This window comes from Prevotella sp. P4-98 (genome assembly GCF_002251405.1).
Taxonomy (GTDB): domain Bacteria; phylum Bacteroidota; class Bacteroidia; order Bacteroidales; family Bacteroidaceae; genus Prevotella.
Window position 1 is genome coordinate 47,282 of record NZ_NPJC01000054.1, and the last position, 25,973, is coordinate 73,254.

Sequence of the window (25,973 nt, forward strand, 5' to 3'; positions counted from 1 at the left end):
GACGATAAACAGAAGTTGTTTTCTGGTAATGAAAGTTCTCATTTCCATCCATCTTCATAAATTTGCTGGAAAAATCATAGCAGTTGCCGTTGGGTGGAGGTAAAAAAATGACAGAAAGCCTTTGTCTTCTTGCTGAAAATCGCTAACTTTGCCCAACGATTTACCAATACTAATATCTTATGCATAGATTCTTTACTCTGGCATGTGCCATTGGCTGTATGTTGACCGCACAGGCACGCGATCGCCAGAACTTTGACAACGGATGGCGATTTGTGCTGGCAGACTCGGCACAAATGTCAAAAACCGATTATCATGATACGCATTGGCGTGCACTAAACCTGCCCCACGATTGGGCTGTGGAGGGTGATTTCCTCTGTTCTAACCCATCAGGAGCGGGTGGGGGAGCACTTCCTGGTGGCATTGGATGGTATCGCAAGACTTTCAATCTGCAGAAAAAACAGGGAGAACGCTACTTCATTGAGTTCGACGGAGTGTATATGAATGCCCGTGTCTATATCAACGGTAAGGAAGTGGGCTACCGCCCTTACGGTTATAGCTCGTTTGAATACGACATCACACCTTATCTCACAGCCGGTCGCAACGTGGTGGCTGTGCGTGTGGATAATAGCGATCAGCCTAATTCCAGATGGTATAGCGGATGCGGTATCTACCGCCATGTGTGGTTTACCAAAACCGCCGATGTGCATGTGAAACACTGGGGGGTGCATGTCGTTGCCAATCCCGACGGACGTATCTCCGTGACTGCCGATGTGGAAAGTCAGGGCAAAGCCTATAAGGTGCGCAACCAAGTGTTTGATGCCCAAGGACGAGAGGTAGGTTTGAAAGTGCGCCGTCCCCATCTGTGGTCGGTCGATGACCCCTATATCTATAAGGTACGCACGCAAGTGCTGGTAGGTGGAAAAGTGGTCGATGAGGTGTGGACCAACACCGGATTCCGCTCGTTCCGCTTCGATGCCAAGACAGGTTTCTGGCTCAATGGCAAGAACATGAAGCTCAACGGGGTTTGCGAACACCACGATTTCGGTTGTTTGGGTGCTGTGGTCAACGAAGATGCCATGCACCGCAAACTCGTGCGACTGAAGGAAATGGGTGTGAATGCCATCCGATCTTCACACAATCCGCCTGCTCCCGAACTCCTCAACATGTGCGACACCATGGGACTTATCGTCATGGACGAGTCGTTTGATATGTGGCGCCGCCGTAAGACTCAAAACGACTATGCACGCTTCTTCGACGAATGGCATGAGCGCGACCTTGCCGACTTGATACTGCGTGACCGCAATCATCCCTCCATACTGATGTGGAGCATCGGCAATGAGGTGCTCGAACAGTGGTCGTCTGCCGATGCTGATACGTTGACTCTTGAGCAAGCCAACCTCATACTCAATGCCGGACACGATGCTTCGACCCTTGCCAAGGATGGCGAAACCAGCGTCAATACATTGTTGGCAGACCATTTGGCTGACATTGTGCGCCGCTACGACACGACACGTCCTATCACCGCAGGATGTAACGAACCATCACCCGACAACCACTTGTTCAAGGGTAAGGCGCTCGATATTGTAGGCTTCAACTATCATCATCAGGGGATTAAGGATGTACCCAAGAATTTCCCCGGTCGTCCGTTTATCATGACCGAAAGCGTTTCAGCCCTGCAGACAACGGGTTTTTACACCATGCCCAGCGACTCTGTCATCAAAGCACCTAAGGAATGGTGGTTGCCCTATACCGATCCTTCGTTCAAATGCTCGTCTTACGATAACATGCATGCCTCATGGAGCAGTACTCACGAGGAAACATGGGATGTGGTGAAGCATACTCCCTATGTCGGTGGACAGTTTATATGGACCGGTTTCGACTATATCGGCGAACCCACACCTTATTCTTATCCTGCTCGCAGCAGTTATTTCGGCATCATCGACTTGGCTGGTCAGCCTAAAGATGTCTATTATATGTATCAGAGCGAATGGACCAATCGCCCCGTTCTGCATCTCTTCCCCCATTGGAACTGGCTCGATGGCGAACAAATCGATATGTGGTGCTACTACAACCAAGCCGACGAAGTGGAACTCTACATCAACGGCAAGAGTCAGGGCGTGCGCCGCAAGGCAGATAGCCACCAGTATCATGTGATGTGGCGCGTAACCTTTGAACCCGGAGAGGTGAAGGTCGTGGCACGCAAAGACGGTAAAGAGGTGCGCCAGCAGACTATCCATACTGCCGGACAGCCCCATCATTTGCAACTCAGCATCGATTATCAAGGTAAAAACACCACCTTCGTCAAGGTGGAAGTGGTTGATGAGAACGGCAACCGATGCCCTTGGGCAGAGAACCAAGTGTTTTTCGATACCGATGCCACCATCATCGGTGTGGATAACGGAAACCAGACATCACTCGAACGCTTCAAGGACAATAAGCGCAAAGCATTCTTCGGCAGATGCTTCGTCGTACTCGACGGACATGGCACGCTGAAAGCTAAATCATACGGACTACCAACAGCAACTATCAAATTATGATGAAGAAAATCTTATTATCAGCAGCGCTCCTGCCCATGGCAGCCGTTGCACAGATACAGACATCGGCAGGTGTACAGTATCTGCAATGCCAGGCAAAAGATATGTCGGGCGAGTTCTCTGACTTTTCCAATACCTATTTCCTGGCTGACAGTCTGGCTGGCTTCGACCTCAACAAGGGTGAAGGACTGCTCAACTGGAAACGCTACCGTCTCGTACCGCGACAGGCTTTCAACCTCAATGGCTATTGGCCTGTGCGCATGAAGATGCTCGATTTCCCCGACACACAGTATGACAACGACCCCAACCTGCGCATCAAAGTGCAGAAAATAGACAACCGCACGCTTCGTGTCACCATCTTCACTTCACCCATCGAACCGAAGATGGACGATGCCAACGACCCCATGTTCTCACCGGAGTTTATTGCACAGCAAACTGGCGAACAGGCTAAAAACGGTCGTGGACGCTGGAACGTGAAAGCTACCGACCAAGCTATTGTCTATAAAAACAATAACGGATCACTCGAAATACAGAAGTATCCGTTCCGTATCGTGCTGCGCGACGGACAGGGCAAACTGCTCACACAGACCCGTCACATCATCGATAACGACAGTACACAGGTGAAACTCCTGCCCTTCAACTTTATCAAACGCGGTTCAGACAATTCGCGCAGCATCAATCCCGTACTGATGCTCTCACCCAACGAGCGCATCTACGGTTGCGGCGAAAGTTTTACATCGCTCAACAAAGTAGGACAGAAAGTGCAAATCTCGGTAGTCGATCCACAAGGACCAGAGACTGATGGCATGTATAAACCCGTGCCTTTCTATTTCTCTAATCGGGGATATGGTATCTTCATGCACACCTCGGCACCTACAACAGCTGATTTCGGCGCCTCTTATATCGGTGCACAGCGCCTCTTTATGGGCGACGAAACGATGGACTTCTTCATCTTCTTCGGTGAACCGAAAGACGTGCTCAATGCTTATACCGACGTCACTGGTAAGTCACCTATGCTTCCCCTCTGGACTTTCGGCACATGGATGAGCCGCATCACCTATTTCTCTCAGGAGGAAGGACTCGGCATTGCCCGTAAACTCCGTGCCAACAAGATACCATCAGATGTTATCCATTTCGATACAGGATGGTTTGGCGTAGATTGGCAGTGCGACTATGAGTTTGCCAAAGATCGTTTCAAAGATCCAGTAGCCATGCTCAAGTCGATGAAGAAAGACGGTTTCCATACCTGTCTTTGGCAGTTGCCCTACTTCACACCGAAGAACCGCTACTTCCGTGAACTCGTTGATGGCGGCATGGCTGTACACAACGGCAACGGAACATTGAGCTATGAAGATGCGGTGCTCGACCTCAGCAATCCCAAGACCGTAGCATGGTATCAAGGCAAAATCGCTAACCTCATCAAACAAGGAGTCAGTGCTATCAAGTGTGACTTCGGTGAGGCAGCACCATACGATGGCATCTATGCCAGCGGTAAAACAGGATTCTATGAGCACAACCTCTATCCCCTGCGCTACAACAAAGCACTCTGGCAGGCTGTGCGCGACAATACTCCCGACCATGAAGGTGTCATCTGGGCTCGCAGCGCATGGGCTGGAAGCCAGCGCTATCCGCTCCATTGGGGTGGCGATGCTGCTACCAACGAGATTGGTAGCGTAGGTATGTTGGGCGATCTCCGTGGCGGTTTGTCATTCGGACTCAGCGGATTCTCCTTCTGGAGCCATGACATGGGTGGCTTTGTCACCAAGAGTCCCGACGATCTCTACCGTCGTTGGCTGCCATTCGGATTCCTTTCAAGCCATACACGTGCCCATGGAGCACCTCCTACCGAACCTTGGCTCATCAGCGAAAGCTTTACCAAAGCATTCCGTCAGTCGGCAGAAATGAAATACAAACTCATGCCTTATGTCTATGCACAGGCAAAGGATTGCTCTGAGCGCGGACTGCCTATGGTACGTGCACTGCTCGTGGAATTCCCCGATGATCCAGGTGCATGGTTTGTGGAAGACGAGTATATGTTTGGTTCGCAGATTCTTGTTGCTCCAATGCTCGAAACTGGAAAAAGCCGCACCGTATATCTGCCCCGTGGAAAGTGGATTGATTATCAGACAGGAAAAGTCTATGAGGGGGGCTATCAGACTATCCCAACTGCTGAGATTCCCTGCGTCATCCTCGTCAAGGATGGATCACTCATTCCCCATGTACCTGTCGCACAAAACACAGGCGATATCAAATGGGACAAGGTCGAGCTGAAAGCCTATAAGGCCGATGCTACTAAATGTACAGGACTCCTGTTCCGCCCTGGCGATAAGGAACTGCAACATATCGAGAAATAACTATTCATGAGCCGGGGGATGAACATCAACAATGTTTCATTACCCGGTATTTTTTATAACTACAATTCCTCTTTGGTATATACGATAACGCTTTATTATCAATTATAGGTACATGCTATGAAAACAATATGGGTGGCACTTGCAGCCATGACCATGGCGGCACCGATGCACGCACAACTGGTCATCAATGAAGTCATGCAGTCTAATATCGACTGTATCATGGACGACATGAACGAATTTCCTGATTCGTGGGTGGAATTATACAACAATGGCGAAAGTAGCGAACAGCTTTCTAACTACAGTATCGGACTTACCACTGATGCTCAAAAGGCATGGGCTTTGCCGGCATCACTTATCAACAAAGGATATCGCGTACTCATCTATTGCGACAAGGCGGCATCGGGTATGCATACTGATTTCCGCCTTGAGTCGGGAAAGAACGGCGAAATCTATCTGTTCAAAAACAATAAAGTGGTCGATAAACTGACCAAAATGAAAAAACAGCCTGCGCCTAATATTGCCTATGGACGCAAAACAGACGGTAGCGACACATGGGGATATATGGCTATACCAACACCAGGCGGCACCAACTGCGGATCTACCTGCAAGGATCTCTTGGGCGATGTGGTATTCAGCGAACCTGGACGGGTCTTGGAAAATGCGCAGACTCTCAAACTCACCCTGTCACTTCCTGACGGAGCGCCTGCAGAAACTGTCATCCGATATACTACAGATGGTAGCGAACCAATAGCATCAAGTTTGCAATATACCGCTCCAATCACCATCAGCGCCTCACAGGTGGTGCGCGCAAAACCATTCTGTACGGGGTATCTGTCACCTCGGTCAGTCACCCAGTCGTATATCTTCCACGGACGACAGATGACGCTTCCCGTTATTTCCATCGTTACTAAGAATGTGTATTTCTATGATAACAAACAAGGAATACTGGTGAAAGGCAACTATAACAGCAGTCAGGAAAACTATAAATACGACTGGCGACGCCCCATCAACTTGGAACTTTTTACTGCCGCAGGTAGTAAAAGTGAGCTCAACCAACTCTGCGAAACACGTGTCATGGGAGGCGCTTCACGTGATAATATGATGAAGTCGATGGCTATTTATGCCAACAAGCGATTTGGTACGAAGCGCCTTCAATATGAATTTTTCCCTGACCAGCGACCGGGTATCACCGATTATAAGTCACTCGCACTGCGCAATGCCGGCAACGACTTCGACTATCTCTACATGCGCGATGCTGTCATCCAACGGTCTATGGCTGCCTATGTCGATCTTGATTGGCAGGCATGGCGTCCTGCCATTGTCTATATCAACGGAAAGTACAACGGTATGCTCAACATCCGTGAACGAAGCAACGAAGATAATATCTATACCAACTATGAGGGATTGGAGGATATTGATATGATAGAAAACGGATGGGAACTGAAAGCAGGCGATTGGGAACATTTCAACCGCTTCAAGGCGTTCTATCAAGAACATGGACATACCCTGGCAGAATATGAAACATGGATGGATTGCAAGGAGTATATCAACCTGATGATCATGAATCTTTTCTACAATAATCAGGACTTTCCCGGCAATAACATCGTATGCTGGAGACCACGCACAGAAACTGGCAGATGGCGATGGGTGGCTAAAGATACGGACTTCGGACTTGGGCTTTATGGTTCGGCAGCTACCTATAAAACCTTTGAATGGTTCTACAACCCCAATTATGACAAAGACCACGCATGGGCAAATACATCTGAGGCTACAAGATTGTTTCGCCGATTAATGGAAGATGCCGATTTTCAACGGGAATTCATAGACCGTGCTGCCATCTATCTGGGTGACTTCTTGTCGGAAAAGAATATACGGCTGCTATGGGATGATATGTATAATCAGATCAAAACGGAATATCCTCACCATCGCAAGCTTGTCAACGAGTGGTGGCCAAATTATACCAACGAATTGAATACAGCACATAAATGGCTTAACGAACGTATTCCGAGTTTCTATCAGCAGATTTCCGACTTCTATAAAGTGGGAAATCCTGTTCCACTCACCATCAATGCCACGATGGCTGAAAGCGACAGAAACGCCATGACGATCACATTCAATGGCGTGCGCTTGACAGAAGCATGCTTTGACGGAAAATTCTTCAAGAATAGATCCATGCAGATCAATGGGGTGCTCTCCGACGGACGGGAGGTGAAAGCATGGAATATCGTACAGCATCAAGGTATTGCCACTACTACTATACAGCAGTCGGGAGCTACCCTTACTATGGCGCTACCCGATTGCGACAAGGTGGAGATTACCGCTGTAATAGGTGAACCTACTGCCATCACGCAACCTGATACCAAAACATGGCACTGGTCGTTTGCTGCTGGAACACTACAGGTTGACCAGGTGGAGAAGGGTACCAAGGTGTGTGTATATGACCTATTAGGCAGAATACTCCATCGGACTACAGCAACTGGTGCACCGCTTTCCTTCGCAGTTTCTGCCAAGACCTGCATCCTGAAAGTTGGCGATGAGGCTGCAAAAGTAACTGATTCCACTCGACGATAAATCGAAAGGAGTGTTGAAGAATAGTATGATCTGAACATCGCTAAACGCAAAATAGAATACTTATGGACATACAACCAATTGCTTATTTTCGATCACCATTCACCTCGAAATTCGGATTGCCACGACAGAGTGGTATCGTAGAAACGTTGCATGGACGCATAGAACTCACTCGCGATTATGCCACACCAGAGGCACTGCGGGGATTGGAAGAGTATGATTTCCTCTGGCTGATATGGGGATTCTCTGAAAATGTCGATGCACGTAAGCATCCTACCGTGCGACCACCATTGTTGGGAGGAAACGAGCGGGTCGGGGTTTGGGCAACGCGTTCGCCATTCCGACCCAATAATCTCGGACTCTCATCGGTGCGTATTGTGGCGGTGCGTCCCGAAGATGGAGTAGTGGAAGTGGCAGGGGCTGACCTCATGGATGGCACACCTATCTACGATATCAAACCTTATTTGGCTTATGTGGATAGTCATCCTGGTGCACGGGGCGGTTTTACCGATCGCAAACAGTGGCAGCGGTTGGAGGTGGTTATACCTGACGAACTGACGAAGACCCTCTCACCACAGATCGTGCAGACACTGACCGATGCACTTGCGCTTGATCCTCGTCCTCATTATCATGATGATCCCGACCGGCAGTATGTGATGCCTTTCGATGGCTATGAAGTGGTATTCTGTGTGGACGGCAACATGTTGTATGTCAAGAAAATTATCCCTTGTATCGCTGTACCAGAAAAAAAGTAACCCATTATTTGTAGATGACGGAAATTTTTAATATATTTGTGTCCGAAAAATGGTTGACATGATGGAAATGGTATTGATACTTATCTTGGCTATGGGCTGTCTGGTGGCTTTCTGTTGGGCTTGGCAGATGCGGAAAAGAATGCGTGTGTTGGAACGTGATATAATGATGCATCGCATCTTTCTGAAGAATGTTATTCAAGAGTCAGAACTTCCCCTTCGGCAAGTTTCTCGCATGGCTAAGATGCTTTCAAAGGATGATTTATACCTTTCCAAGAATGAAAAACACAATATGGCAGAACAGTTGAATGGCTATGCTTATTTCATCGATACATTGTTGAATGAACTTATGCTCTTCACTAATCCTTCCGATGAGGTGGCACACGTGAGACGGGAACAGTTCAGTCCTAACGAACTTTGTCGACGTTGTCTGGAAATCAATATCTTCAACATTTATCATCGACAGGCTGTCAAGTTGAATTTTCATCGTACCATGAGCGATGAGTTCTTTATAGAAAGTGATCGCCATGTCATAGAGATTATCCTCAATAAGTTGATTCAGAATGCCTGTCGCTTTACCGAAAAAGGGGAAGTGGTCGTGGGGTGTAACACTACAGAGAATGAGGGCATGCTGACACTCGATGTCAGTGATACTGGTGCAGGAATTCCCAAAGATCGTCTGAGTCGCCTGTTTAGTTGGTTTGAACAGCCCGACGATATGCGCGATGAGGCTGAACTTGATTTGAGCATTTGCCAGCGGTTGGCACAAAAAATTGGAGGTGTGCTTTTTATCGACGAACTCTATGCACGTCAGGGAACTCGTGTGGTGCTGGTATTGCCCATCAAGTAGGCTGTAATACAGAAACAAAATTATAGTTTTTCTTTCCGTCACGAAGGGATGGTGTGTCACATCCTGTCGGACTTACAGATCGCTTCTGTCCAAATGGTCGCGCCACAGATATTTGCGTGTTTCGTGTACGATGATGCCGTTCAGCGCCAAGAGCGATAGCAGGTTGGGAATTGCCATGAGTGCATTCATACAATCGGCCATGTTCCATACCACACCCAACTGCATCACGCTGCCTATAAATACGGCAACGATAAAAATCATCCGATAGACAAGCATCCATCGACGACCTTTCAGATATTCTACTGCGCGTTCACCATAATAGCACCAACCTAAGATGGTGGAAAATGCAAAGGTCAACAGACCGAAAGTCAGTAAAGGTGTACCAATGATGGGAATTTTAGAAAATGCCATCTTGGTCAGTACCGCACCATTGTCGAAAGTAATGTCGGGGTATGCCAATACACTGCTTACAATAACAATTCCCGTCATGGCACAGATGACTACCGTGTCCCAAAATGTACCAGTGCTGGACACCAAGGCTTGGCGTACTGGGTTGCGTGTCTGTGCGGCAGCAGCTACGATGGGAGCAGAACCGAGTCCTGATTCGTTGCTGAAAAGACCGCGTGCTATGCCATAACGTGCTGCCATCATCACTGTAGTACCTACAAAACCTCCTCCTGCTGCCTGCGGACTGAAAGCCGAGGTGACGATGAGCTTGATGGCAGGCCATGCATAATCGATGTTTACTCCTATTATATAGATGCAACCTAAAATGTAAAAGAGTGCCATGAGGGGTACCAGGGTTGCGCAGACACGTGCAATACTCTTCACACCACCTAAAATAACAGCACCAGTGAGTAGGCAGATGACTGTTCCTGTGATATAGGGTGAGATGTCATAGGTTTCGTAAGCGAGTGTGGCAATGGCATTGGCTTGCACCGTATTGCCGATGCCAAACGAGGCGAGGGCAGTGAAAATGGCAAAGAGAATTGCTGCCCAACGCCATCCCAATCCTTTCTCCAGCGCAAACATAGGTCCTCCAATCACTTTGCCATCAGGTTTCTTCTCGCGATATTTGATAGCCAGTAGGCCCTCTGCATATTTGGTGGCAATGCCAAATACACCAGTCAGCCAACACCACAATACTGCACCAGGACCGCCTAAGGCAATGGCGGTGGCTACACCGATGATGTTTCCGGTGCCGATAGTAGCAGCTAGAGCGGTTGCCAATGATGAGAATTGCGAAACGTCACCGGTTGCATCGGGATCACGTTGTACAGATAGCCGAATGGCTTTGAGTATATGTCTCTGTGGAAAATGCAATCGGATAGTAAGAAAAAGATGGGTTCCCAAGAGCAGGATAATCATGGGCCAGCCCCACAACAGGGAGCTCGTTACGGAGAAAAATTCGTTGATGGTGTTCATGTTGTTGCTGCTTTTGCGTGCAAAGTTAGTTAAAAATGCTCAAAATGTAGTCGATTCTTCGTTTTTTTTGAATTTTGGTTAAACTTTTTATCGTTTGATGCGTCATATTGATAACAAACGTGATTTGGCTCATTGAAAATACAGACGAGACATGAAATGACGAAACATTTGACCTATGTGGTAGAAAGAAAATCAGGACAATGATGGCTGCTCCGATAGTTGGAGTAGCCATCTTTCGCTTTTTATCCGTGTTTATGCTCATCGATATCCATTCTTGAGTACTGTTTGATATATGGTTAATTGCTGTTAAAATCTGCAGTTCTATCTATTTCGATAGATAACATAATTATATAGATAAGTTGAAAAATATTTGGTAGTGTGAGGTTTTCTTCTTATCTTTGCTCCCTGAAATATGATGAAAGTTCAGGATATGAAGAGATTGATACATACGACAGCCCTCATGGCAGTGGGAATTACCACTTGTTTGGGCTTTGTCTCTTGCTTTAAGGATGAGCCGCTCAATGCAGAATGTGATATTGAGCAGGCTTACATACACGCAGGCGACAAATTGAATAGTTGGTTCCTTTTCGATTCCGACACACTTCAATATGTGCAATCTGACCAGAACAAGATAGAGTTTACCATGAGTGCTATGGCTGATCTTACACAGATTGCTCCACTTTTCAGACTCACTCCTGGGGCTACTATATCACCTGCCAACGGCAGTGTACACGATTTTTCTAAAGGTTCGGTGAAATATACGGTCACTTCGGAAGATGGACAATGGTCACGTATCTATTTTGTCAGCATCAGAAAAATGCTCTATTTCGGTAGTGAACACGAGTTTAATTTTGAAAACTGTTATGAGGACAAAGGGTACTACCATTGGCAAGAACCATGGAAAGATGCTAATGGTAATACGACCAAAGAGGCTATCTGGGCAACAGGAAATCCGGGTTACAAGATTAGCAATAGCTCTACTGCAGCAGAGCATTATCCCACAGCACCTATTGACGAAGGATATGAAGGAAAAGGGGTAAAGCTATCCACTTGCCGAACAAGTGGACTTGCAGACATGGTGCAGAAGCCTATTGCGGCTGGCAACCTCTTTATTGGGCAGTTTGATCCGTCTAATGCATTGCAGGATGCTATGTCTGCCACTAAGTTTGGACGCCCATTCAGTTTCAATACCCAACCCAAGACATTCACAGGATACTATAAGTATAAGGCTGGGGAGAAATTTACCGACCAGTATATGCATGTACTGGAGCAAAAAGACTACGGCACTATCTATGCCGTGTTCTATGATAACCATAATGCAAAGGGCGAAGCGGTGGTGCTCTATGGCAACAACGTACAGACAAGTGAACAGGTTGTGGCACTTGCCCGACTTGATAATATCGACAATACTCCTGAATGGACTCCATTCACTCTCAATTTCATCTACCGTAAAGCTGTAGATATGCAGAAGCTGAAGGCTGGCGGTTACAGTCTCGCTATCGTTTGTTCGTCAAGTACCAACGGTGCTGAGTTTATGGGTGCCGTGGGTAGTACGCTTTGGGTGGATAAGTTTAAGATTACATGTGAATAAGGATGAAATGCCAAGCGATATAGATATTCGGTTATGACAATGAAGAAAATCATAATATGCTCCCTGCTGATGATGTGCACGTTGTGGGCATGGGCAGGAGACGATAATCAAGAACATTGGAGTGCATGGAACAAATATCTGCACAACTATAAATACTATGTACACGTGGGGTATAATATCGGTGGAACAGCACCTATTGGTATGCCTGCCTCTATCCGCACACTACATAGTTATACGCTGCAACCTAACTTCACCCTTGGAGTAGATGCCCACCATGTTATCTCAGGCAAATGGGGATTCTTGGGCGGTTTGCATTTTGAAAACAAAGGTATGAGAACCGATGCGGGTGTGAAGGGCTACCACATGAAGATTGTGCGTGGTGGCGAACAGTTGGAAGGTGTATTCACAGGAAGTGTGGTGACTAAGGTTGACATGAGTCTCATCACCGTTCCCTTGCAAGCCACTTATGATTTGACCCCACAGGTGCGTCTGAAACTTGGTCCATATGTGAGTTATGCCACAGCCAAGAAATTTGAAGGATGGGCATACGATGGATACCTCCGACGTCAGGAGGAAGGACATGAAAAGGGTGATCCTACCGGACAGAAAGTGATACTGGGACATAATGATGGTGAGCGTGGCAACTACGATTTCTCCAGCGATATGCGCTCTTGGCAGTTTGGTATCGACCTCGGTGCCGACTGGTATATCACTAAGCGTTGGGGTGTCAAGGCTGATTTATCATGGGGATTGACGGGTATCTTCAAGAAAGATTTCGATACCATCGAGCAGACCATGTTTCCCATTTATGGTACGATTGGTGTGATTTATCAACTGAAATAAAAAATAGGTATCAATTATTATTAACTAAAAAAGAAAGGAAAAAAAATGAAATTGAACAAGATTTTCTATCTGATGGCCATGGTATGTACACTTGGCTTTACTGCATGTGGTGACGATGACGATGCACCCAAAGACGATCCAATCCAGTCGCCTATCGTAGGAACATGGAATGTTTGGTCACAAGGAAATGATTACGATGGTTATACCGGTTCTGTACAGCTCAACTGGGAAGTAGAAGAAGGAACAAGTATTAGTCTTGACCTTCTTGGAACTGGTACACCTACTGAAATTCCTATCAAGGAAACCGTTGTTCCTTTGGCAAATAGCTTGGGTAACAAGTTTCTGCCTAAAGTGCTGAAGAGCGTTACTTTCACTCCTGATGGCAAGATCAATGCTGTGGTTTCTGACTATGATGATGACGATATCGCTCCAGAGTGGGAGACTGTTAAGGGCTATGCTACCTATAAGGTTATTAGCGACAATCTCATCAGCGTTTCTATCGACGCAGAAAAGGCTACTGAAGATATTGATGATCCAGCAGAAAAGGCACAGATCAAGACTATCCTTAAATCGTATGGTACTATTCCCGTCAATGTTCGTTGGAATGGCGAAAAGCCTTTCTTCTTTGTTGACAAGGCATACGTACAGCCTATGATTGCTGCTTTGGTTGCCTTCATCGACAAGGTGCCTACAAACGCCATGGATCCAGATGATTTCCAAACTTTCACTATGGTTAAGGGTGTTGTGAAGCAGCTGTCTGGTATCATGGACAAAACTTCAAAGTTTGAAGCAGGTATCGAACTGACCAAATAATACTTGGTCGTTTGACTATAAACATAAATCCCTGGCATACAATCTGTGCCGGGGATTATTGTTTTTTCATAATTTTTCAGTATCTTTGCATCCAAAGACGCTAAGGTACTCACGCTCGGAAGTAAAAAAGAAAAAGTGATTTTTCTTTTGTACTTCGCTCGCTTAATCGTACCTTTGCAACCAATAAGCTCTACTGATATTTGGTAAAATCATACTAACGATGACACGAGAAGAAATAGTCTTTGACTATCTGCAACAGCACGACATTCCCTACACGTGCTATCACCATCCCGAAGGCAAAACCATTGAGGAGGCTAAACGATGGTGGAAAGACGATGGCAGTATCCATTGCAAAAACTTGTTTTTCCGCAACCACAAAGGAAATCGGCATTATCTGGTATGCTTCCATTGTGACCATGACCTCGATATCCACGATTTGGAACACCGTCTCAAAGCAACGCTTGTATCCCAGGGATTACCTTCTTGTGGTAAACTATCGTTTGCGTCGCCCGAACGCATGATGCGCTATTTGGGACTTGAACCGGGAAGTGTGTCGCCTTTCGGACTCATCAACGATACGGAGCATCATGTGCATCTTTTTCTTGATTGTCATCTGAAAGAGGCTGAGATGCTGTCGTTCCATCCGAATGATTGTAGGGGAACGGTAGTTCTTCGTCGTGATGACTTTGAGCGCTATCTCGACACTCTCGGTAATACCTATGAGTATTTGACCTTGTATTGATGATGGTGACTCTATTCTTCTACATCTTCGTTAACGTCTGTTTCTACATCACGTTTAATGGTAACGTTTCCTGTTGAAGAGAGAATAACGCGTACTGGAATATATTCATCGGTCTGTGGGTGACTGATACTACCGGCAAACTCCAAGTCGCTGCCGTTCACCTTGTCATATACCAGTCCGTCAAGAATACCAGTATGGCGGTAGTCGTTGTCAAGACAAGCATCGAAGTTGGCTTTGGTAAATGAGCGTGTAAAGAACACCTCTCCGTCAGCTCTTGTTACAGTAACTACCACTTCGTTATCCACGAATTTCTGTCCTAATTCGTCTGTCACCATAGGCAGTGAGTCACATGGTTGGCGGTGTATCTCCACCTTATAGCTATTGCCTATCCACTGTATCTGGTGACTCTTATTGTAGTCAGCCTGTCGGATAGGTGCCTCTATTTTGGGGCGTTCCACTTTTTCGGTAATAATGTCGTCACTTTGTCTCTTATTGCCACAAGCGGTCATGAGCACAGCCATGCCCATCACGGCGAGTTGTAATGTCATTCGTTTCATATTTTCAATCTTTACGTTTCGATTTACAAAGGTAGTGCAAACCGAGCGAAATACAAAGAAAAAAGTCCTTTTTTCTTTTATTTCCGAGGTGCCGCCTATCTTGGATTCTCAAAATCAAAGGTACGATTAAGTGAAGAAAATGCCAAATATATTTGAGTGTTTTTGAACGTGAGTACCTAAAATCTGGTAGGATTACCGTCAATACGTTTTCTACGGCTGTAAGACTAATTATAAGTACTTTGTAAAATAAATAGTTATATCTCTGTTATATTGTCAATAACATAGACGGAAATTTGGAATGATGATTATTTTTTATTATCTTTACACCCAAGTTTGATAGACCAATGCAGAAAATAAATAGACTGAAAGAAATCCTGAATGAGAGAAGTCTGACAAATTCGTGGCTTGCCCAGCAATTGGGTGTAAATCCGCTAACGGTCTCGAAATGGTGCACAAATTCTTCTCAGCGGATGTTACAATAGTGTTGCGGAATTAAGGTAAATGAGACAAGAAATGTAAGCAACAAGAAATATCATTGTACTCTTTTGGGTGCAATATAAGATATGTTTATTATATTTGCAGACTATAATAATCAATAACTGATGTGTAACCAACATGAAGATTATGAATGTTAAACAATTATTCCTGTTGTCAACTTTATGTTTGACAATGGGTACCACACAGGCTCCTGCGCAAGGATTTCTGAATAAGTTGAAGAATAAAGGCGCAAAACTTGTAAAACAGGCTATGCCAGACGCAGTGAAAGACGTAGTAAACACGGTGGAGAAAACTGAAGGTGAAGCTTCGAAAACCCGAAACCGTGTGGAAAGCAAGGTGCGCAACAGAACAAGAATGCAAGGCAACAGCACGATGGCTGGCGGCGGCGTGACGCTGAGTCCTAAAAAGAAGGAAATAACCATAAAACTCTGCCGTGGTCTTGGCCCATCGACATGGTACGGACGCAAAAACGCGCGTTCACCGCAGCCTCCTGTCTGCTCCAAGCAAGATAGCTGGTACAGGTCGCTCCCCTTCATTCACGACATGGACAACGCCAGCCTCGTGGCTGAATCACAAATGTTGAAAAAATGGATAAGAAGTAATTCGTCAGAGACATGCTCACCAGTGGTTGTACGTCGCGAGGAAAACACAAGGGAGATGGGGGAACGCATAAGAGCGCTTGACAACGCCGTGAGATACCTCAACGGAAGCGTCGAGGAGATGCCTGAAGTGTTGGAGAGTGGAGCGTTCAAACGCGCCATGCAGTCAGACTGTTCGCCCCTTTACCCCTCGCTGGAGTCTGAGACGGTGACATATCTCAAAAGCATCAACCGCACCACAAAGGAGGTAAAGGTGACTGTGTATGAAGGCAATTCGGCTTACGACAATAAGATGAACATTGACGAGATGTGGTTTGAAGTGAACCCCAGCGAAAGAACCGCCAAGCTGTTAGAGATGGACGAGGAGTCGGCAGGCAAAGACTACACGGTGCCCTCATCCATACGCTTTGCCGGCCACCTGTTCAGGGTGACCGAGATTGGAGCATCAGCCTTCAGCGAGAAGAAGGTGAAGAGCGTGACGCTGCCGATGGGCCTGAAATCAATCGGTGACAATGCTTTTATGAGTTCCGCTATTTCAGAGATCAGCATTCCTGCAACAGTGACGAATATTGGTAAGGGAGCCTTCAGCAACATTCCTACACTCAAAACCATCAGCGTGCCCAACAGCGTGAAAACCATCGGACATAGCTGCTTTGTGGCGTGTACAGGACTGACAGAGGTCAAGTTGCCCGCACGTCTTGAGAAGCTCTGGAACAACATGTTCAGTGGCTGCAGGTCGTTAACAAAGGTTACGCTGCCACAAAACATCGACAAGATAGACACCGGAACCTTTGAAGACTGCAAGGCGCTTGCACACATCGACCTCCCGCAGTCGGTAACGACCATTGGGGTGAACGCCTTCAAGAACACAGCCCTGACAGAGGTGCCTGTGACGACGAGTCTGAAACTTATCGATTCTAACGCCTTCGAGGGTTGCAACGGCCTTACATCTGTATCGCTGCCAGCAAGTGTGCAGATAGAGACTGAAGCTTTCAAAAACTGCAAGAACCTGAGAAAGGCAACCATCAGTGCAGAGTATAGAGGCATACCCGACGACATCTACATGATCTTCATGGGTTGCCCGTTTGCCCAAAAACCATTGACATCGGTGCCTTCTTGTGTAACGTTTAGTGAATAAAAAATGACAATAACATAGAAGTTGGCAAAAAAAATCTCTTATACGTATGAAAGTTCAGCATTCGCTGGACTTTTTTCATATATTTGCTATAGTTTATAAAACAATAGCAATATGATTAATTTTAAGAAGTTCAACAGTGTTATCTCACTCACATCGTATTTTACCTCTGATGACAAGTGCAAGCAAGCCATCATTGAAAGTCATAGGGGTGTTGGTAAGGAGCAAGACATTGTATCAAAAATTTGAGAATTATGGAAAGACAAGTTATTTTATCTATCCTTAGAAATTTAAAAGTTGTAAGATTTGAAGAAAATGCGAAATACGGCTTTTTAGGAAACTTGTTTTATGAAGATTATGTTTTTGGAGTATATCTATTTGAAGACTCTGTGTGTCAATATATTTGTCTTGAATATATTGTGAATAATGTTAGTGATATAGAAGATTCTTTAAAGTCTATAGATGAACGAGTCATTGCAGGTAAATATATTGTTAAAGGCACAGACATTATTTTACAAACCTTCTTTCCTGTTTTATTTGAAGAAACTTTTTTTGAACGTCAAGTAAACAATTCAATGAGTGTATTACAACGAATGATACATATTTGTAGGCACTAAAAATGCAGCCAGAAATGGCTGCGTTTTATAGGTTAATTGTGCCAACTGCTATGTTATTGCCAAAGTTTTTAAACTATGTTTATCAGAAAGACATCGTTCTAAGCAATATCGGAGTTATTGCTGTTGAGAAAATCGATGGCAAGATGAAGATTTGTAAAGTCCAAATGTGTGGTTTTTATGGAATTTAACCTTTATAGTATTAAAAAATCTAAATTATTAGTTAAATAAAGCTAAAATTTAGATCAAAGACTTGACAACGGGGGGTGTGATGTTGTATCTTTGCACGCGAACCAAGGCTGATTTTCAAAACAAGGATGAGGCCTTTGCAATAAACCACAAGTCTTATCAATTAAAAAATCTCGTTTATGTTTACAAATGCAACTCTAAACACTTCAAACTGGTTACAACAGAAGGACCATGGTTCTTCGATAGACACCCGACCAGTTCTCGATAGCTTCTCGTTCGGTTCTCGTTCGGTTCTCGTTAGGTCCTCGTTCGTCTCTCGTTCGTCTCTCGTTGCTTATTCGTTAGTCTATCGAAGACCGATCGAGAACCGAACGAGGATTGAACGAATTTCGAACGAAAGAAGGACGAAAGAAGATCGAGAAAATGACGGAAAACCATCGAAGACTTGACGGAAAACTGTCCAGTTTGATGGGAGTGCCCCCCTTTTGCTTCTCATCGTTTTCGTTAAGCCAGATGGGCAGAATCGAACATTTCTGTGATTTCCGTGTGACATTTTTGGAGGGCACATGGAGGGAACGTAAAAATCCGTCTAAATCCGTCTAAGATCCGATGATTGATTTCTGTGTGAGACCTTATCCGGAGCACCAACGCAAAAAAAAAATAGAGGGACTGTTTGGTTATCCCCCTACTTTCAGGTTGTTCCATAGTGTGATTAGTGCCTTCATGTCCGGCAGAACAAGGTCGGCACCCTCGTTGGCAAGTGTTGCGTCGGGTAGTGGACCGGTATTTACAGCAATGGTGAAACACTGTGCTGCAACGGCAGCACGCACACCGAGTGGCGCATTCTCCACCACAATGGCTTCCCAAGGTTGAATGCCTGCTTTCTTCATTCCTATGAGATAAGGCTGCGGATCAGGTTTCCCTCGTGTGACATCAAAACTTGTCACTACCAGATCACTACATACTAAACCATGGAGATCGCTGTCGAGTTTGGCGAGTAAGGTGTGTTGGCCACTACCTGTCACCACACATATCTTCAGTCCGTCTGCCTTGATTTGCTCCATCAATTCGCGGATATTGGGAATCATGCCAGTCTTGGACAGTTCGGCAAAGATGCCAGACTTGACATTATACATCCGTTGCGCTTCCTCATCAGAGAGTTCACGTTGCCATTGTTGGCGCGCTTTGAGTTTGATGGTTTCCACACCGCGCATGCCCTCATAGAGGTAAGCCTCTTCTGGTGTCATGTCGATATCAAACGATGCCATAGCCTTATGCCAAGAGTAGGCATGGTTAGGCATGGAGTTGTAGATGACACCATCCATATCGAAAAGCACGGCTTTCGGACAGAATTGTCTGAAGCCGTGCTTTTGTTTATACGATTCTATTTCGTGCATAGATTCTTATTACTGTTCCTGTGCAAGACGCTCCTTGATAGCTTTTGAGTCTGCTTCATAACCGGGCTTTTCGAGCAGGGCAAACATGTTTTTCTTGTATGCCTCAACACCTGGTTGGTTGAAGGGATTCACACCAAGAACGTTGCCACTGATACCGCAAGCAATTTCAAAGAAGTAGATGAGCTGTCCGATGTAGTATTCATTGAGCTTAGGTACAGAGATGCGGATATTGGGCACACCACCGTCAACGTGTGCGAGACGTGTGCCGAGCTCAGCCATCTTGTTAACCTCGTCAACACGTTTTCCGGCGAGGAAGTTCAGACCATCGAGGTTTTCTTCGTCGCTGGGGAACAGCATGGTGCGGTTAGGTTCTTCTATGCTGATAACGGTTTCGAAGATGGTACGCTCACCATCCTGAATCCACTGACCCATAGAGTGCAGGTCGGTAGTGAAGTCGCAGCTGGCAGGGAAGATACCCTTTTTATCCTTACCCTCAGACTCTCCGTAGAGCTGTTTCCACCATTCAGAGAAGAAGTGGAGCTTGGGCTGGTAGTTGACCATAATCTCAATCTTCTTACCGGCACCATACAGACCGTTGCGCACGGCAGCATACTGAGCAGCGAGGTTCTCTTCGAAAGGAACATTCTTACCGCAGACTTTCTCCATATCGGCAGCACCCTTCACGAGTTGCTTGATATCGAAACCAGCGCAAGCGATAGGCAGCAGACCTACTGGAGTGAGTACAGAGAAGCGACCACCTACGTTGTCGGGGATGATAAAGCTCTTGTAACCCTCTTTGTCAGCGCAAGTGCGAGCGGCGCCACGCTTAGCATCTGTCACAGCTACGATAACGTGTTTTGCCTCGTCTTTACCCATCTGAGCCTCACACTGCTTCTTCAGCAGACGGAAGGTGAGGGCAGTCTCGGTGGTAGTACCAGACTTAGAAATGTTGATGACGCCAAATTTCTTTCCTTTCAGATAGTCGGTCATCTCTGCCAGATAGTCTTCACCGATATTGTTTCCTGCAAAGAGGATAGTCGGATTTTTCTTGTCTTGGATGAGCCAGCTGAACGAGTTGCCCAGTGCTTCAATCACTGCACGTGCACCCAGATAGCTTCCGCCGATACCGGCAACCACTACCACTTCACACTTTTCGCGAAGTGTATTGGCTGTTGCCTGCAATTCGTCGAGGAAAGACTCGGTGATGCTGCTGGGCAAATGGAGCCAACCCAAGAAATCGTTACCCGGACAGGTGCCGTTCTCCAGCGCTTCCTGCGCTGCCTTTACCTTCGGTTCGAAGGCTTTCACTGCGCCAGCCTCAAGAAACGAGGCTGCTTTTGTGATGTCAAGTTTGATATTGCTCATAATTGTTGCAAATATAATTTGGTTATATCTTATCTTTACTTTTTTTCTAATAGGGTCTGCCTCCTATCATCTGAATGAGTCGGTCAGCAGTTTGATCTCAATCTGTGGTGAGATGCGCTCGTAGAGTATGTTATAGACCGCGTCGAGGATGGGCATGTTGACATGGCAGTGGCGGTTTATCTCCTTCATACATTTGGTACCGAAGTAACCCTCTGCTATCATCTCCATTTCAATCTGTGCCGACTTGACGGAGTAACCCTTTCCTATCATCGTACCGAAGGTGCGGTTGCGTGAAAAATTGGAATAGCCCGTAACGAGCAAATCGCCGAGATATACCGAATCTACCACATTGCGCTCAATGGGATGTACCACCTGCAGGAATCGCTGCATCTCCTGTACTGCATTCGACATGAGTACAGCTTGGAAATTATCTCCAAACTTCAGACCGTTGCAGATACCGGCAGCGATGGCATATACGTTCTTCAGTACCGAAGAGTATTCAATGCCGATGACATCGGTAGAGGTCTTGGTCTTGATCACCTGGCTTGCCATGACGTCGGCAAAGGCGTGTGCCTTTTCGCGGTCAGCGCATCCGATGGTGAGATACGACAGGCGGTCGAGTGCCACTTCTTCGGCATGCGACGGACCTCCGATACATGCCAGATTGTCGTAAGGCACATCATATACCTGATGGAAATATTCCGAGCATACGAGGTTCTCATCGGGCACAATACCCTTGATGGCTGTGATGACAAATTTATCGCGGATGCGTGTCTTGAGTTTTTTGAGGTGACTCTTCAGATAGGGCGACGGTGTGACAAAGACAAGGGTGTCATACTGTTGCACAATCTTGTTGATATCCGATGAGAAGTATATTTCGTCGGTATTGAAGCGCACACTCATCAAGTAGGCAGGATTGTGTCCCAACCGTATGAAATCCTCGATACGGTCGTCACGGCGCATATACCATCCGATGTGGTGGGTGTGTCCTACCACAATCTTGGCAATGGCTGTTGCCCAACTACCACCGCCGATGATTGCTATTTTACCGCAGTCGAACATTTCTTTTTAGTGTTTACTGTTTGTAGTTCTTATGCTCAATGTCCAATGTCCCGTTGTGGCTGTTGGCTTTCACCAGTATGCTTACAACAGAACATTGGACACGAAGTATTATGCGTTACTTTTGTCAATCCACTGCTGGATGACATCAACAGCAGGTTTGGTCATTTCAAGCTTGTATTTCTTGACAATGTCACCAATCTTCTGTTGCAATCCTTGGGCTTTCTCTTCCTTGATGTTTTGCACAAGGTTGAAACCTGCCTTACGCAGCACGGGTACCCACTCTTCGCCGACACCCACTTCTGCCCATTCGGCAACGCTGCTCTGTGGAATCTTCTTCTCTGGCTTCATCTGTGGGAAGAACAATACCTCCTGAATATAGGTCTTGCCTGTCATCAGCATCACCAGACGGTCGATACCGATGCCAATACCACTTGTAGGAGGCATACCGTATTGCAAAGCGCGTAAGAAGTCTTGGTCGATAATCATTGCTTCGTCATCACCCTTATCAGCCAGACGCATCTGATCTACGAAGCGCTCTTCCTGGTCGATGGGGTCGTTAAGCTCAGAATAGGCGTTAGCCAACTCCTTACCGTTTACCATCAGTTCGAAACGCTCGGTCAGTCCTGGTTTTGAACGGTGCATCTTGGTCAGTGGCGACATCTCAACAGGATAGTCGGTGATAAAGGTAGGCTGGAGGAAAGTGCCTTCGCAGAACTCACCGAAGAGTTCATCAATCAACTTACCCTTACCCATGGTCTCGTCAACATCCATACCTTTCTCTTTGCAGAAGGCGCGGATTTCCTCTTCGCTCTTGCCGTTGCAGTCGAAACCGGTCTTTTCCTTGATAGCGTCAAGGATCGGCAGACGGCGGTAGGGCGCCTTAAACGAAATGATTTGGCCATCGATTTCGCGTTCGGGCTTGCCGTTGACAGCAATACAGATGGTTTCAAGCAGTTTCTCGGTGAATGTCATCATCCAGTTGTAGTCCTTATACTGCACATAAAGTTCCATGCAGGTGAACTCTGGATTGTGGTTGCGGTCCATACCTTCATTGCGGAAGTTCTTGCCAATTTCATATACTCCTTCAAAGCCGCCAACGATGAGGCGTTTGAGGTAAAGCTCGGTGGCAATACGCATATACATGTCTTGATCGAGCGCATTGAAGTGGGTGATGAACGGACGGGCTGATGCACCACCGGCAATAGACTGCAGTGTAGGAGTCTCTACTTCAGTATATCCTGCTTCATCGAGTACACGGCGCAAGGTGCGGATAACGGTGGCACGCTGCAGGAATGTATCCTTCACACCATCGTTCACAATCAGGTCAACATAGCGCTGACGGTAACGCAGTTCGGGATCTTCAAACTTGTCGTAAGCCACACCGTCCTTGTATTTCACGATAGGCAGTGGTTTCAGACTCTTCGACAGCAAGGTCAGTTCCTGTGCATGTACCGAAATCTCACCTGTCTGTGTGCGGAATACGTAACCCTTGATACCGATGAAGTCACCAATGTCAAGCAGTCGCTTAAATACCTTATTATATAAGTCTTTGTTCTCGTCGGGACAGAGGTCGTCGCGCGAGATATATACCTGTATGCGGCCTTTACTGTCCTGCAATTCTGCAAAACTGGCTTTACCCATGACGCGGCGGCTCATCATACGACCTGCGATGCACACCTGACGGGGCTCAGCATCGTCGTTGAAATTGTCGCGGATTTCGGTAGAATAGGCATTGGTGGGATATTCTGCTGCGGGATAGGGGTTGATACCCATCTGGCGCAGTTCCTGCAGACTTTCGCGTCTGCCAATCTCTTGTTCACTAAGTTCTAAAACGTTCATATCTGACTTTTCTTCTGTTATATGCGTGCAAAGGTAGTAATTTTATCTGATTATCTCACTTTTTTTATCCCTTTTTTATAATTATCAAGGTGTGTTAATGTCACAGAAAGGGGTGATTGACGAAAAATAGATAAAAAACTGCAATACTATTTGGCTGTTATCAGAAAATATATTATTTTTGCAATGTATTACTATTACAACCAAGCAAATGTTGCACGAAAGAATCAAAACACGGGTAGTTGGTGTCGATATCAATGTAGATCAGACGACCTACGCAGTGATAGACATTCGTGGCCATATCATAGCCAGGGATAGTTTCTCTTCGGAAGATTACCCGAAAATCAATGACTATATCTTAAAGTTGTCAGAGAGCATCCTTGAGATTGTTGAAGCCAATGGCGGATACGAAAGCGTACGATCTATTGGTATTAGTGCACCCAGTGCCAATCAAGTGACTGGATGTATTGAAAATGCGCCCAACCTGCCTTGGAAAGGCGTGGTACCTTTGGCTGCTATGTTGCGCGATAGCTTGGGTATTGCGGTTGTTCTAGGCAACGATGCCTATTCTTTCGCCTTAGGTGAGCATGCCTTTGGTCCTGCCCACGGCATGAAGAACTTTATACTCGTCACCATCGGCAGTGGTACGGGAAGCCGCTTCTTCAGCAATGGAGAAGTCTATAATGGCAATCATGGATTTTCCGGTGAGGTCGGACATATTTGTGTCGAGCCTGGTGGACGTCTTTGTGGTTGCGGTAAACGTGGATGTTTGGAAACCTATACAGCGCAGAAAGGCTTCATACAAACAGCGCGGGAAGTTCTTGCAGAGAGCGAATTGCCCTCTACGCTACGCAGTGTAGATAAACTGACCGTTCGCGCCATTGCTGAAGAGGCTGTGGCTGGCGATGAACTGGCAAAAGAAGTATTGCATCGCACAGCCGAGTATCTGGGATTGGCATTAGCCAACTATGCTTCTCTTGTCAATCCCGAAGCCATTATCCTGACGGGTGATGTGACAAAGGGCGACCAGATGTTGCTTGAAATGGTCAATGAGGTGTTTGAAGCACATGTGTTCCATAATATGAAGGGCAAAGTAAAACTCTTGCTCTCTCAGATTGACGAACAGGAGCTCAACCTTCTTGGTGCCAGTGTAATGGCATGGGATGTGAAAGAGTACTCACTATTCTTGTAGTAAGTTCCTCCCTCATGCTTCCCATTTTATGAATGACAGAAAACAATAAAAAAGTAGAAACATTGCATTATGGGTGTTACAAAAAAAAATAAAGTAGTGGGAGTTGTCGTCGGATACGATATGGCTACCTTAGCCATTGTCGGTGTGCGTGGCGACATTATTGCTCGCGACTCTTTCTATATATCGACCTACCACGATATCAACGATTTCGCTGGAATGCTCTGTGAGAAAATTACATCACTCATCGCAGCCAATGGTGGCATGGAGAGCATCCGTTCGGTAGGAATCAGTGTGCCCAGTGGCAACTATGTGACGGGATGTGTGGAAAATTCTCCGAATATGCCTTGGAAAGGACGCATCCCCTTGGCATCAATGTTGTGCGACCGCTTGGGCTTGGCAGTAGGTTTGGGTAATGATGCCCATGCCACTGCAGTAGGCGAGGCAGCTTATGGTGTAGCTCATGGTATGCGCAACTTCATCGTTGTCTTGTTGGGCAATGGCGGACTGGGCAGTTGTTTCTTCTGTAATGGTCGTGCCCATTTAGGTGTAGAAGGCTATGCCGGCGAATTTGGCCATACCTGTTGTAAAGTGGGTGGTCGCAAGTGCAATTGTGGTCAAGAGGGATGTCTGGAGGCTTATGTCTCGGCACGTGGCATGATACAGACTGCTCGTGAGATCCTTGATCAGCATCCAGAAATGGACAGTATGTTGCGCCGTATGCCTGAAATGACTATGAAGATCTTGAAGCAAGCCTGCGAAATGGAAGACAAGGTGGCATTGGAAACCGTGCGCTATACGAGTCGCATCTTGGGTATGAAACTTGCCAACTATGCTTCCATAGTCGATCCTGAAGCTGTTATCCTCACTGGCGAACTTGCCATGTTCGGTAAGTGGATGATGCCCGACCTTCGTGCTTGTTTTGAAGAGAATGTGTTCCACAATAGCCGTGACAAGATAGAATTGTTCTTCTCCGATTTCGATGAAGGGGAGCGAGACATCCTTGGAGCCAGTGCCTTGGCATGGACGGTGAAGGAATACTCGTTGTTTAAGTAAGCTG

At 46.3% G+C, this 25,973-nt stretch carries 19 protein-coding genes and 1 pseudogene; 14 read left to right on the forward strand and 6 right to left on the reverse strand.

What is annotated here, in order from left to right:
• The first annotated feature begins 179 nt into the window (after positions 1-179).
• The 5 genes from CIK96_RS08190 (at position 180) to CIK96_RS08210 (ending at position 9,058) form a co-directional block, all read left to right on the forward strand.
• Entirely contained in the window at positions 180-2,537 is a 2,358-nt protein-coding gene (locus CIK96_RS08190; protein WP_094440295.1) for a glycoside hydrolase family 2 TIM barrel-domain containing protein, read from the forward strand.
• Positions 2,537-4,888, forward strand: a complete 2,352-nt coding sequence (locus tag CIK96_RS08195) for a TIM-barrel domain-containing protein (RefSeq protein WP_094440316.1) — start codon at positions 2,537-2,539, stop codon at positions 4,886-4,888. Before CIK96_RS08190 ends, CIK96_RS08195 begins: the two co-directional genes overlap by 1 nt.
• 117 nt (positions 4,889-5,005) lie before the next feature.
• On the forward strand, positions 5,006-7,459 hold the full coding sequence (locus tag CIK96_RS08200; protein WP_094440296.1) for a CotH kinase family protein: 2,454 nt from the start codon (positions 5,006-5,008) through the stop codon (positions 7,457-7,459).
• Positions 7,460-7,521: 62 nt separating this feature from the next.
• Complete coding sequence (gene tsaA, locus CIK96_RS08205) at positions 7,522-8,211, forward strand: tRNA (N6-threonylcarbamoyladenosine(37)-N6)-methyltransferase TrmO (protein WP_094440297.1); 690 nt, start codon at positions 7,522-7,524, stop codon at positions 8,209-8,211.
• A gap of 58 nt (positions 8,212-8,269) precedes the next feature.
• The gene (locus CIK96_RS08210) at positions 8,270-9,058 is read left to right on the forward strand and encodes a sensor histidine kinase KdpD (protein ID WP_158214850.1); all 789 of its coding nucleotides are present in this window, start codon (positions 8,270-8,272) and stop codon (positions 9,056-9,058) included.
• A 72-nt stretch (positions 9,059-9,130) separates the two neighbouring features.
• On the opposite strand, the gene CIK96_RS08215 is transcribed toward CIK96_RS08210, so the two are convergent.
• Entirely contained in the window at positions 9,131-10,483 is a 1,353-nt protein-coding gene (locus CIK96_RS08215) for a sodium:alanine symporter family protein (protein WP_094389784.1), read from the reverse strand.
• 430 nt (positions 10,484-10,913) lie between these two features.
• Between CIK96_RS08215 and CIK96_RS08220 the strand changes: the two genes are divergently transcribed.
• The 4 genes from CIK96_RS08220 (at position 10,914) to CIK96_RS08235 (ending at position 14,472) form a co-directional block, all read left to right on the forward strand.
• Positions 10,914-12,074 carry a PCMD domain-containing protein gene (locus CIK96_RS08220; protein WP_254047102.1) on the forward strand — a complete coding sequence of 387 codons (1,161 nt, stop codon included), beginning with the start codon at positions 10,914-10,916 and terminating at the stop codon, positions 12,072-12,074.
• A 39-nt stretch (positions 12,075-12,113) separates the two neighbouring features.
• Positions 12,114-12,917 carry a porin family protein gene (locus CIK96_RS08225; protein ID WP_094389792.1) on the forward strand — a complete coding sequence of 268 codons (804 nt, stop codon included), beginning with the start codon at positions 12,114-12,116 and terminating at the stop codon, positions 12,915-12,917.
• 45 nt (positions 12,918-12,962) lie between these two features.
• A complete protein-coding gene (locus tag CIK96_RS08230) occupies positions 12,963-13,730 on the forward strand; it encodes a hypothetical protein (protein ID WP_094440299.1) in 768 nt (255 codons plus the stop codon).
• Between the two features lie 220 nt (positions 13,731-13,950).
• On the forward strand, positions 13,951-14,472 hold the full coding sequence (locus CIK96_RS08235) for a prolyl-tRNA synthetase associated domain-containing protein (RefSeq protein WP_094440300.1): 522 nt from the start codon (positions 13,951-13,953) through the stop codon (positions 14,470-14,472).
• Positions 14,473-14,483: 11 nt separating this feature from the next.
• Here CIK96_RS08235 and CIK96_RS08240 read toward each other — a convergent pair whose 3' ends face one another.
• A complete protein-coding gene (locus CIK96_RS08240; protein WP_094389787.1) occupies positions 14,484-15,029 on the reverse strand; it encodes a DUF4738 domain-containing protein in 546 nt (181 codons plus the stop codon).
• Between the two features lie 344 nt (positions 15,030-15,373).
• Between CIK96_RS08240 and CIK96_RS13505 the strand changes: the two are divergent.
• The 3 genes and pseudogenes from CIK96_RS13505 to CIK96_RS08255 form a co-directional block, all read left to right on the forward strand.
• Positions 15,374-15,508: pseudogene (locus CIK96_RS13505) on the forward strand (helix-turn-helix domain-containing protein); the annotation flags it as partial.
• 136 nt (positions 15,509-15,644) lie between these two features.
• Positions 15,645-17,264, forward strand: coding sequence for a leucine-rich repeat domain-containing protein (locus CIK96_RS08250; protein WP_094440301.1), 1,620 nt, complete (start codon positions 15,645-15,647; stop codon positions 17,262-17,264).
• A 251-nt stretch (positions 17,265-17,515) separates the two neighbouring features.
• A complete protein-coding gene (locus CIK96_RS08255) occupies positions 17,516-17,878 on the forward strand; it encodes a hypothetical protein (RefSeq protein ID WP_094440302.1) in 363 nt (120 codons plus the stop codon).
• A gap of 863 nt (positions 17,879-18,741) precedes the next feature.
• Here CIK96_RS08255 and CIK96_RS08265 read toward each other — a convergent pair.
• The 4 genes from CIK96_RS08265 to lysS form a co-directional block, all read right to left on the reverse strand.
• Complete coding sequence (locus CIK96_RS08265) at positions 18,742-19,461, reverse strand: HAD family phosphatase (RefSeq protein WP_094440303.1); 720 nt, start codon at positions 19,459-19,461, stop codon at positions 18,742-18,744.
• A gap of 9 nt (positions 19,462-19,470) precedes the next feature.
• The gene (locus tag CIK96_RS08270; protein ID WP_094440304.1) at positions 19,471-20,826 is read right to left on the reverse strand and encodes a glucose-6-phosphate isomerase; all 1,356 of its coding nucleotides are present in this window, start codon (positions 20,824-20,826) and stop codon (positions 19,471-19,473) included.
• Positions 20,827-20,892: 66 nt separating this feature from the next.
• A complete protein-coding gene (locus tag CIK96_RS08275; RefSeq protein WP_094391096.1) occupies positions 20,893-21,888 on the reverse strand; it encodes an NAD(P)H-dependent glycerol-3-phosphate dehydrogenase in 996 nt (331 codons plus the stop codon).
• A gap of 108 nt (positions 21,889-21,996) precedes the next feature.
• Positions 21,997-23,727 (reverse strand): lysine--tRNA ligase, encoded by a 1,731-nt coding sequence (lysS, locus tag CIK96_RS08280; protein ID WP_094440305.1) that lies wholly within the window; start codon positions 23,725-23,727, stop codon positions 21,997-21,999.
• Between the two features lie 208 nt (positions 23,728-23,935).
• Between lysS and CIK96_RS08285 the strand changes: the two genes are divergently transcribed.
• Entirely contained in the window at positions 23,936-24,916 is a 981-nt protein-coding gene (locus CIK96_RS08285) for an ROK family protein (RefSeq protein WP_094391098.1), read from the forward strand.
• Between the two features lie 69 nt (positions 24,917-24,985).
• Positions 24,986-25,969, forward strand: coding sequence for an ROK family protein (locus tag CIK96_RS08290; protein ID WP_094440306.1), 984 nt, complete (start codon positions 24,986-24,988; stop codon positions 25,967-25,969).
• Positions 25,970-25,973 lie beyond the last annotated feature (4 nt).

Coding starts and splice junctions, on each gene's coding strand:
- CIK96_RS08250 (WP_094440301.1), top strand. CDS start 15,645: ATGAAGATTATGAATGTTAAACAATTATTCCTGTTGTCAACTTTATGT.
- CIK96_RS08220 (WP_254047102.1), top strand. CDS start 10,914: ATGAAGAGATTGATACATACGACAGCCCTCATGGCAGTGGGAATTACC.
- tsaA (WP_094440297.1), top strand. CDS start 7,522: ATGGACATACAACCAATTGCTTATTTTCGATCACCATTCACCTCGAAA.
- CIK96_RS08240 (WP_094389787.1), bottom strand. CDS start 15,029: ATGAAACGAATGACATTACAACTCGCCGTGATGGGCATGGCTGTGCTC.
- CIK96_RS08230 (WP_094440299.1), top strand. CDS start 12,963: ATGAAATTGAACAAGATTTTCTATCTGATGGCCATGGTATGTACACTT.
- CIK96_RS08225 (WP_094389792.1), top strand. CDS start 12,114: ATGAAGAAAATCATAATATGCTCCCTGCTGATGATGTGCACGTTGTGG.
- lysS (WP_094440305.1), bottom strand. CDS start 23,727: ATGAACGTTTTAGAACTTAGTGAACAAGAGATTGGCAGACGCGAAAGT.
- CIK96_RS08195 (WP_094440316.1), top strand. CDS start 2,537: ATGAAGAAAATCTTATTATCAGCAGCGCTCCTGCCCATGGCAGCCGTT.
- CIK96_RS08285 (WP_094391098.1), top strand. CDS start 23,936: ATGTTGCACGAAAGAATCAAAACACGGGTAGTTGGTGTCGATATCAAT.
- CIK96_RS08190 (WP_094440295.1), top strand. CDS start 180: ATGCATAGATTCTTTACTCTGGCATGTGCCATTGGCTGTATGTTGACC.
- CIK96_RS08215 (WP_094389784.1), bottom strand. CDS start 10,483: ATGAACACCATCAACGAATTTTTCTCCGTAACGAGCTCCCTGTTGTGG.
- CIK96_RS08255 (WP_094440302.1), top strand. CDS start 17,516: ATGGAAAGACAAGTTATTTTATCTATCCTTAGAAATTTAAAAGTTGTA.
- CIK96_RS08275 (WP_094391096.1), bottom strand. CDS start 21,888: ATGTTCGACTGCGGTAAAATAGCAATCATCGGCGGTGGTAGTTGGGCA.
- CIK96_RS08265 (WP_094440303.1), bottom strand. CDS start 19,461: ATGCACGAAATAGAATCGTATAAACAAAAGCACGGCTTCAGACAATTC.
- CIK96_RS08270 (WP_094440304.1), bottom strand. CDS start 20,826: ATGAGCAATATCAAACTTGACATCACAAAAGCAGCCTCGTTTCTTGAG.
- CIK96_RS08290 (WP_094440306.1), top strand. CDS start 24,986: ATGGGTGTTACAAAAAAAAATAAAGTAGTGGGAGTTGTCGTCGGATAC.
- CIK96_RS08210 (WP_158214850.1), top strand. CDS start 8,270: ATGATGGAAATGGTATTGATACTTATCTTGGCTATGGGCTGTCTGGTG.
- CIK96_RS08200 (WP_094440296.1), top strand. CDS start 5,006: ATGAAAACAATATGGGTGGCACTTGCAGCCATGACCATGGCGGCACCG.
- CIK96_RS08235 (WP_094440300.1), top strand. CDS start 13,951: ATGACACGAGAAGAAATAGTCTTTGACTATCTGCAACAGCACGACATT.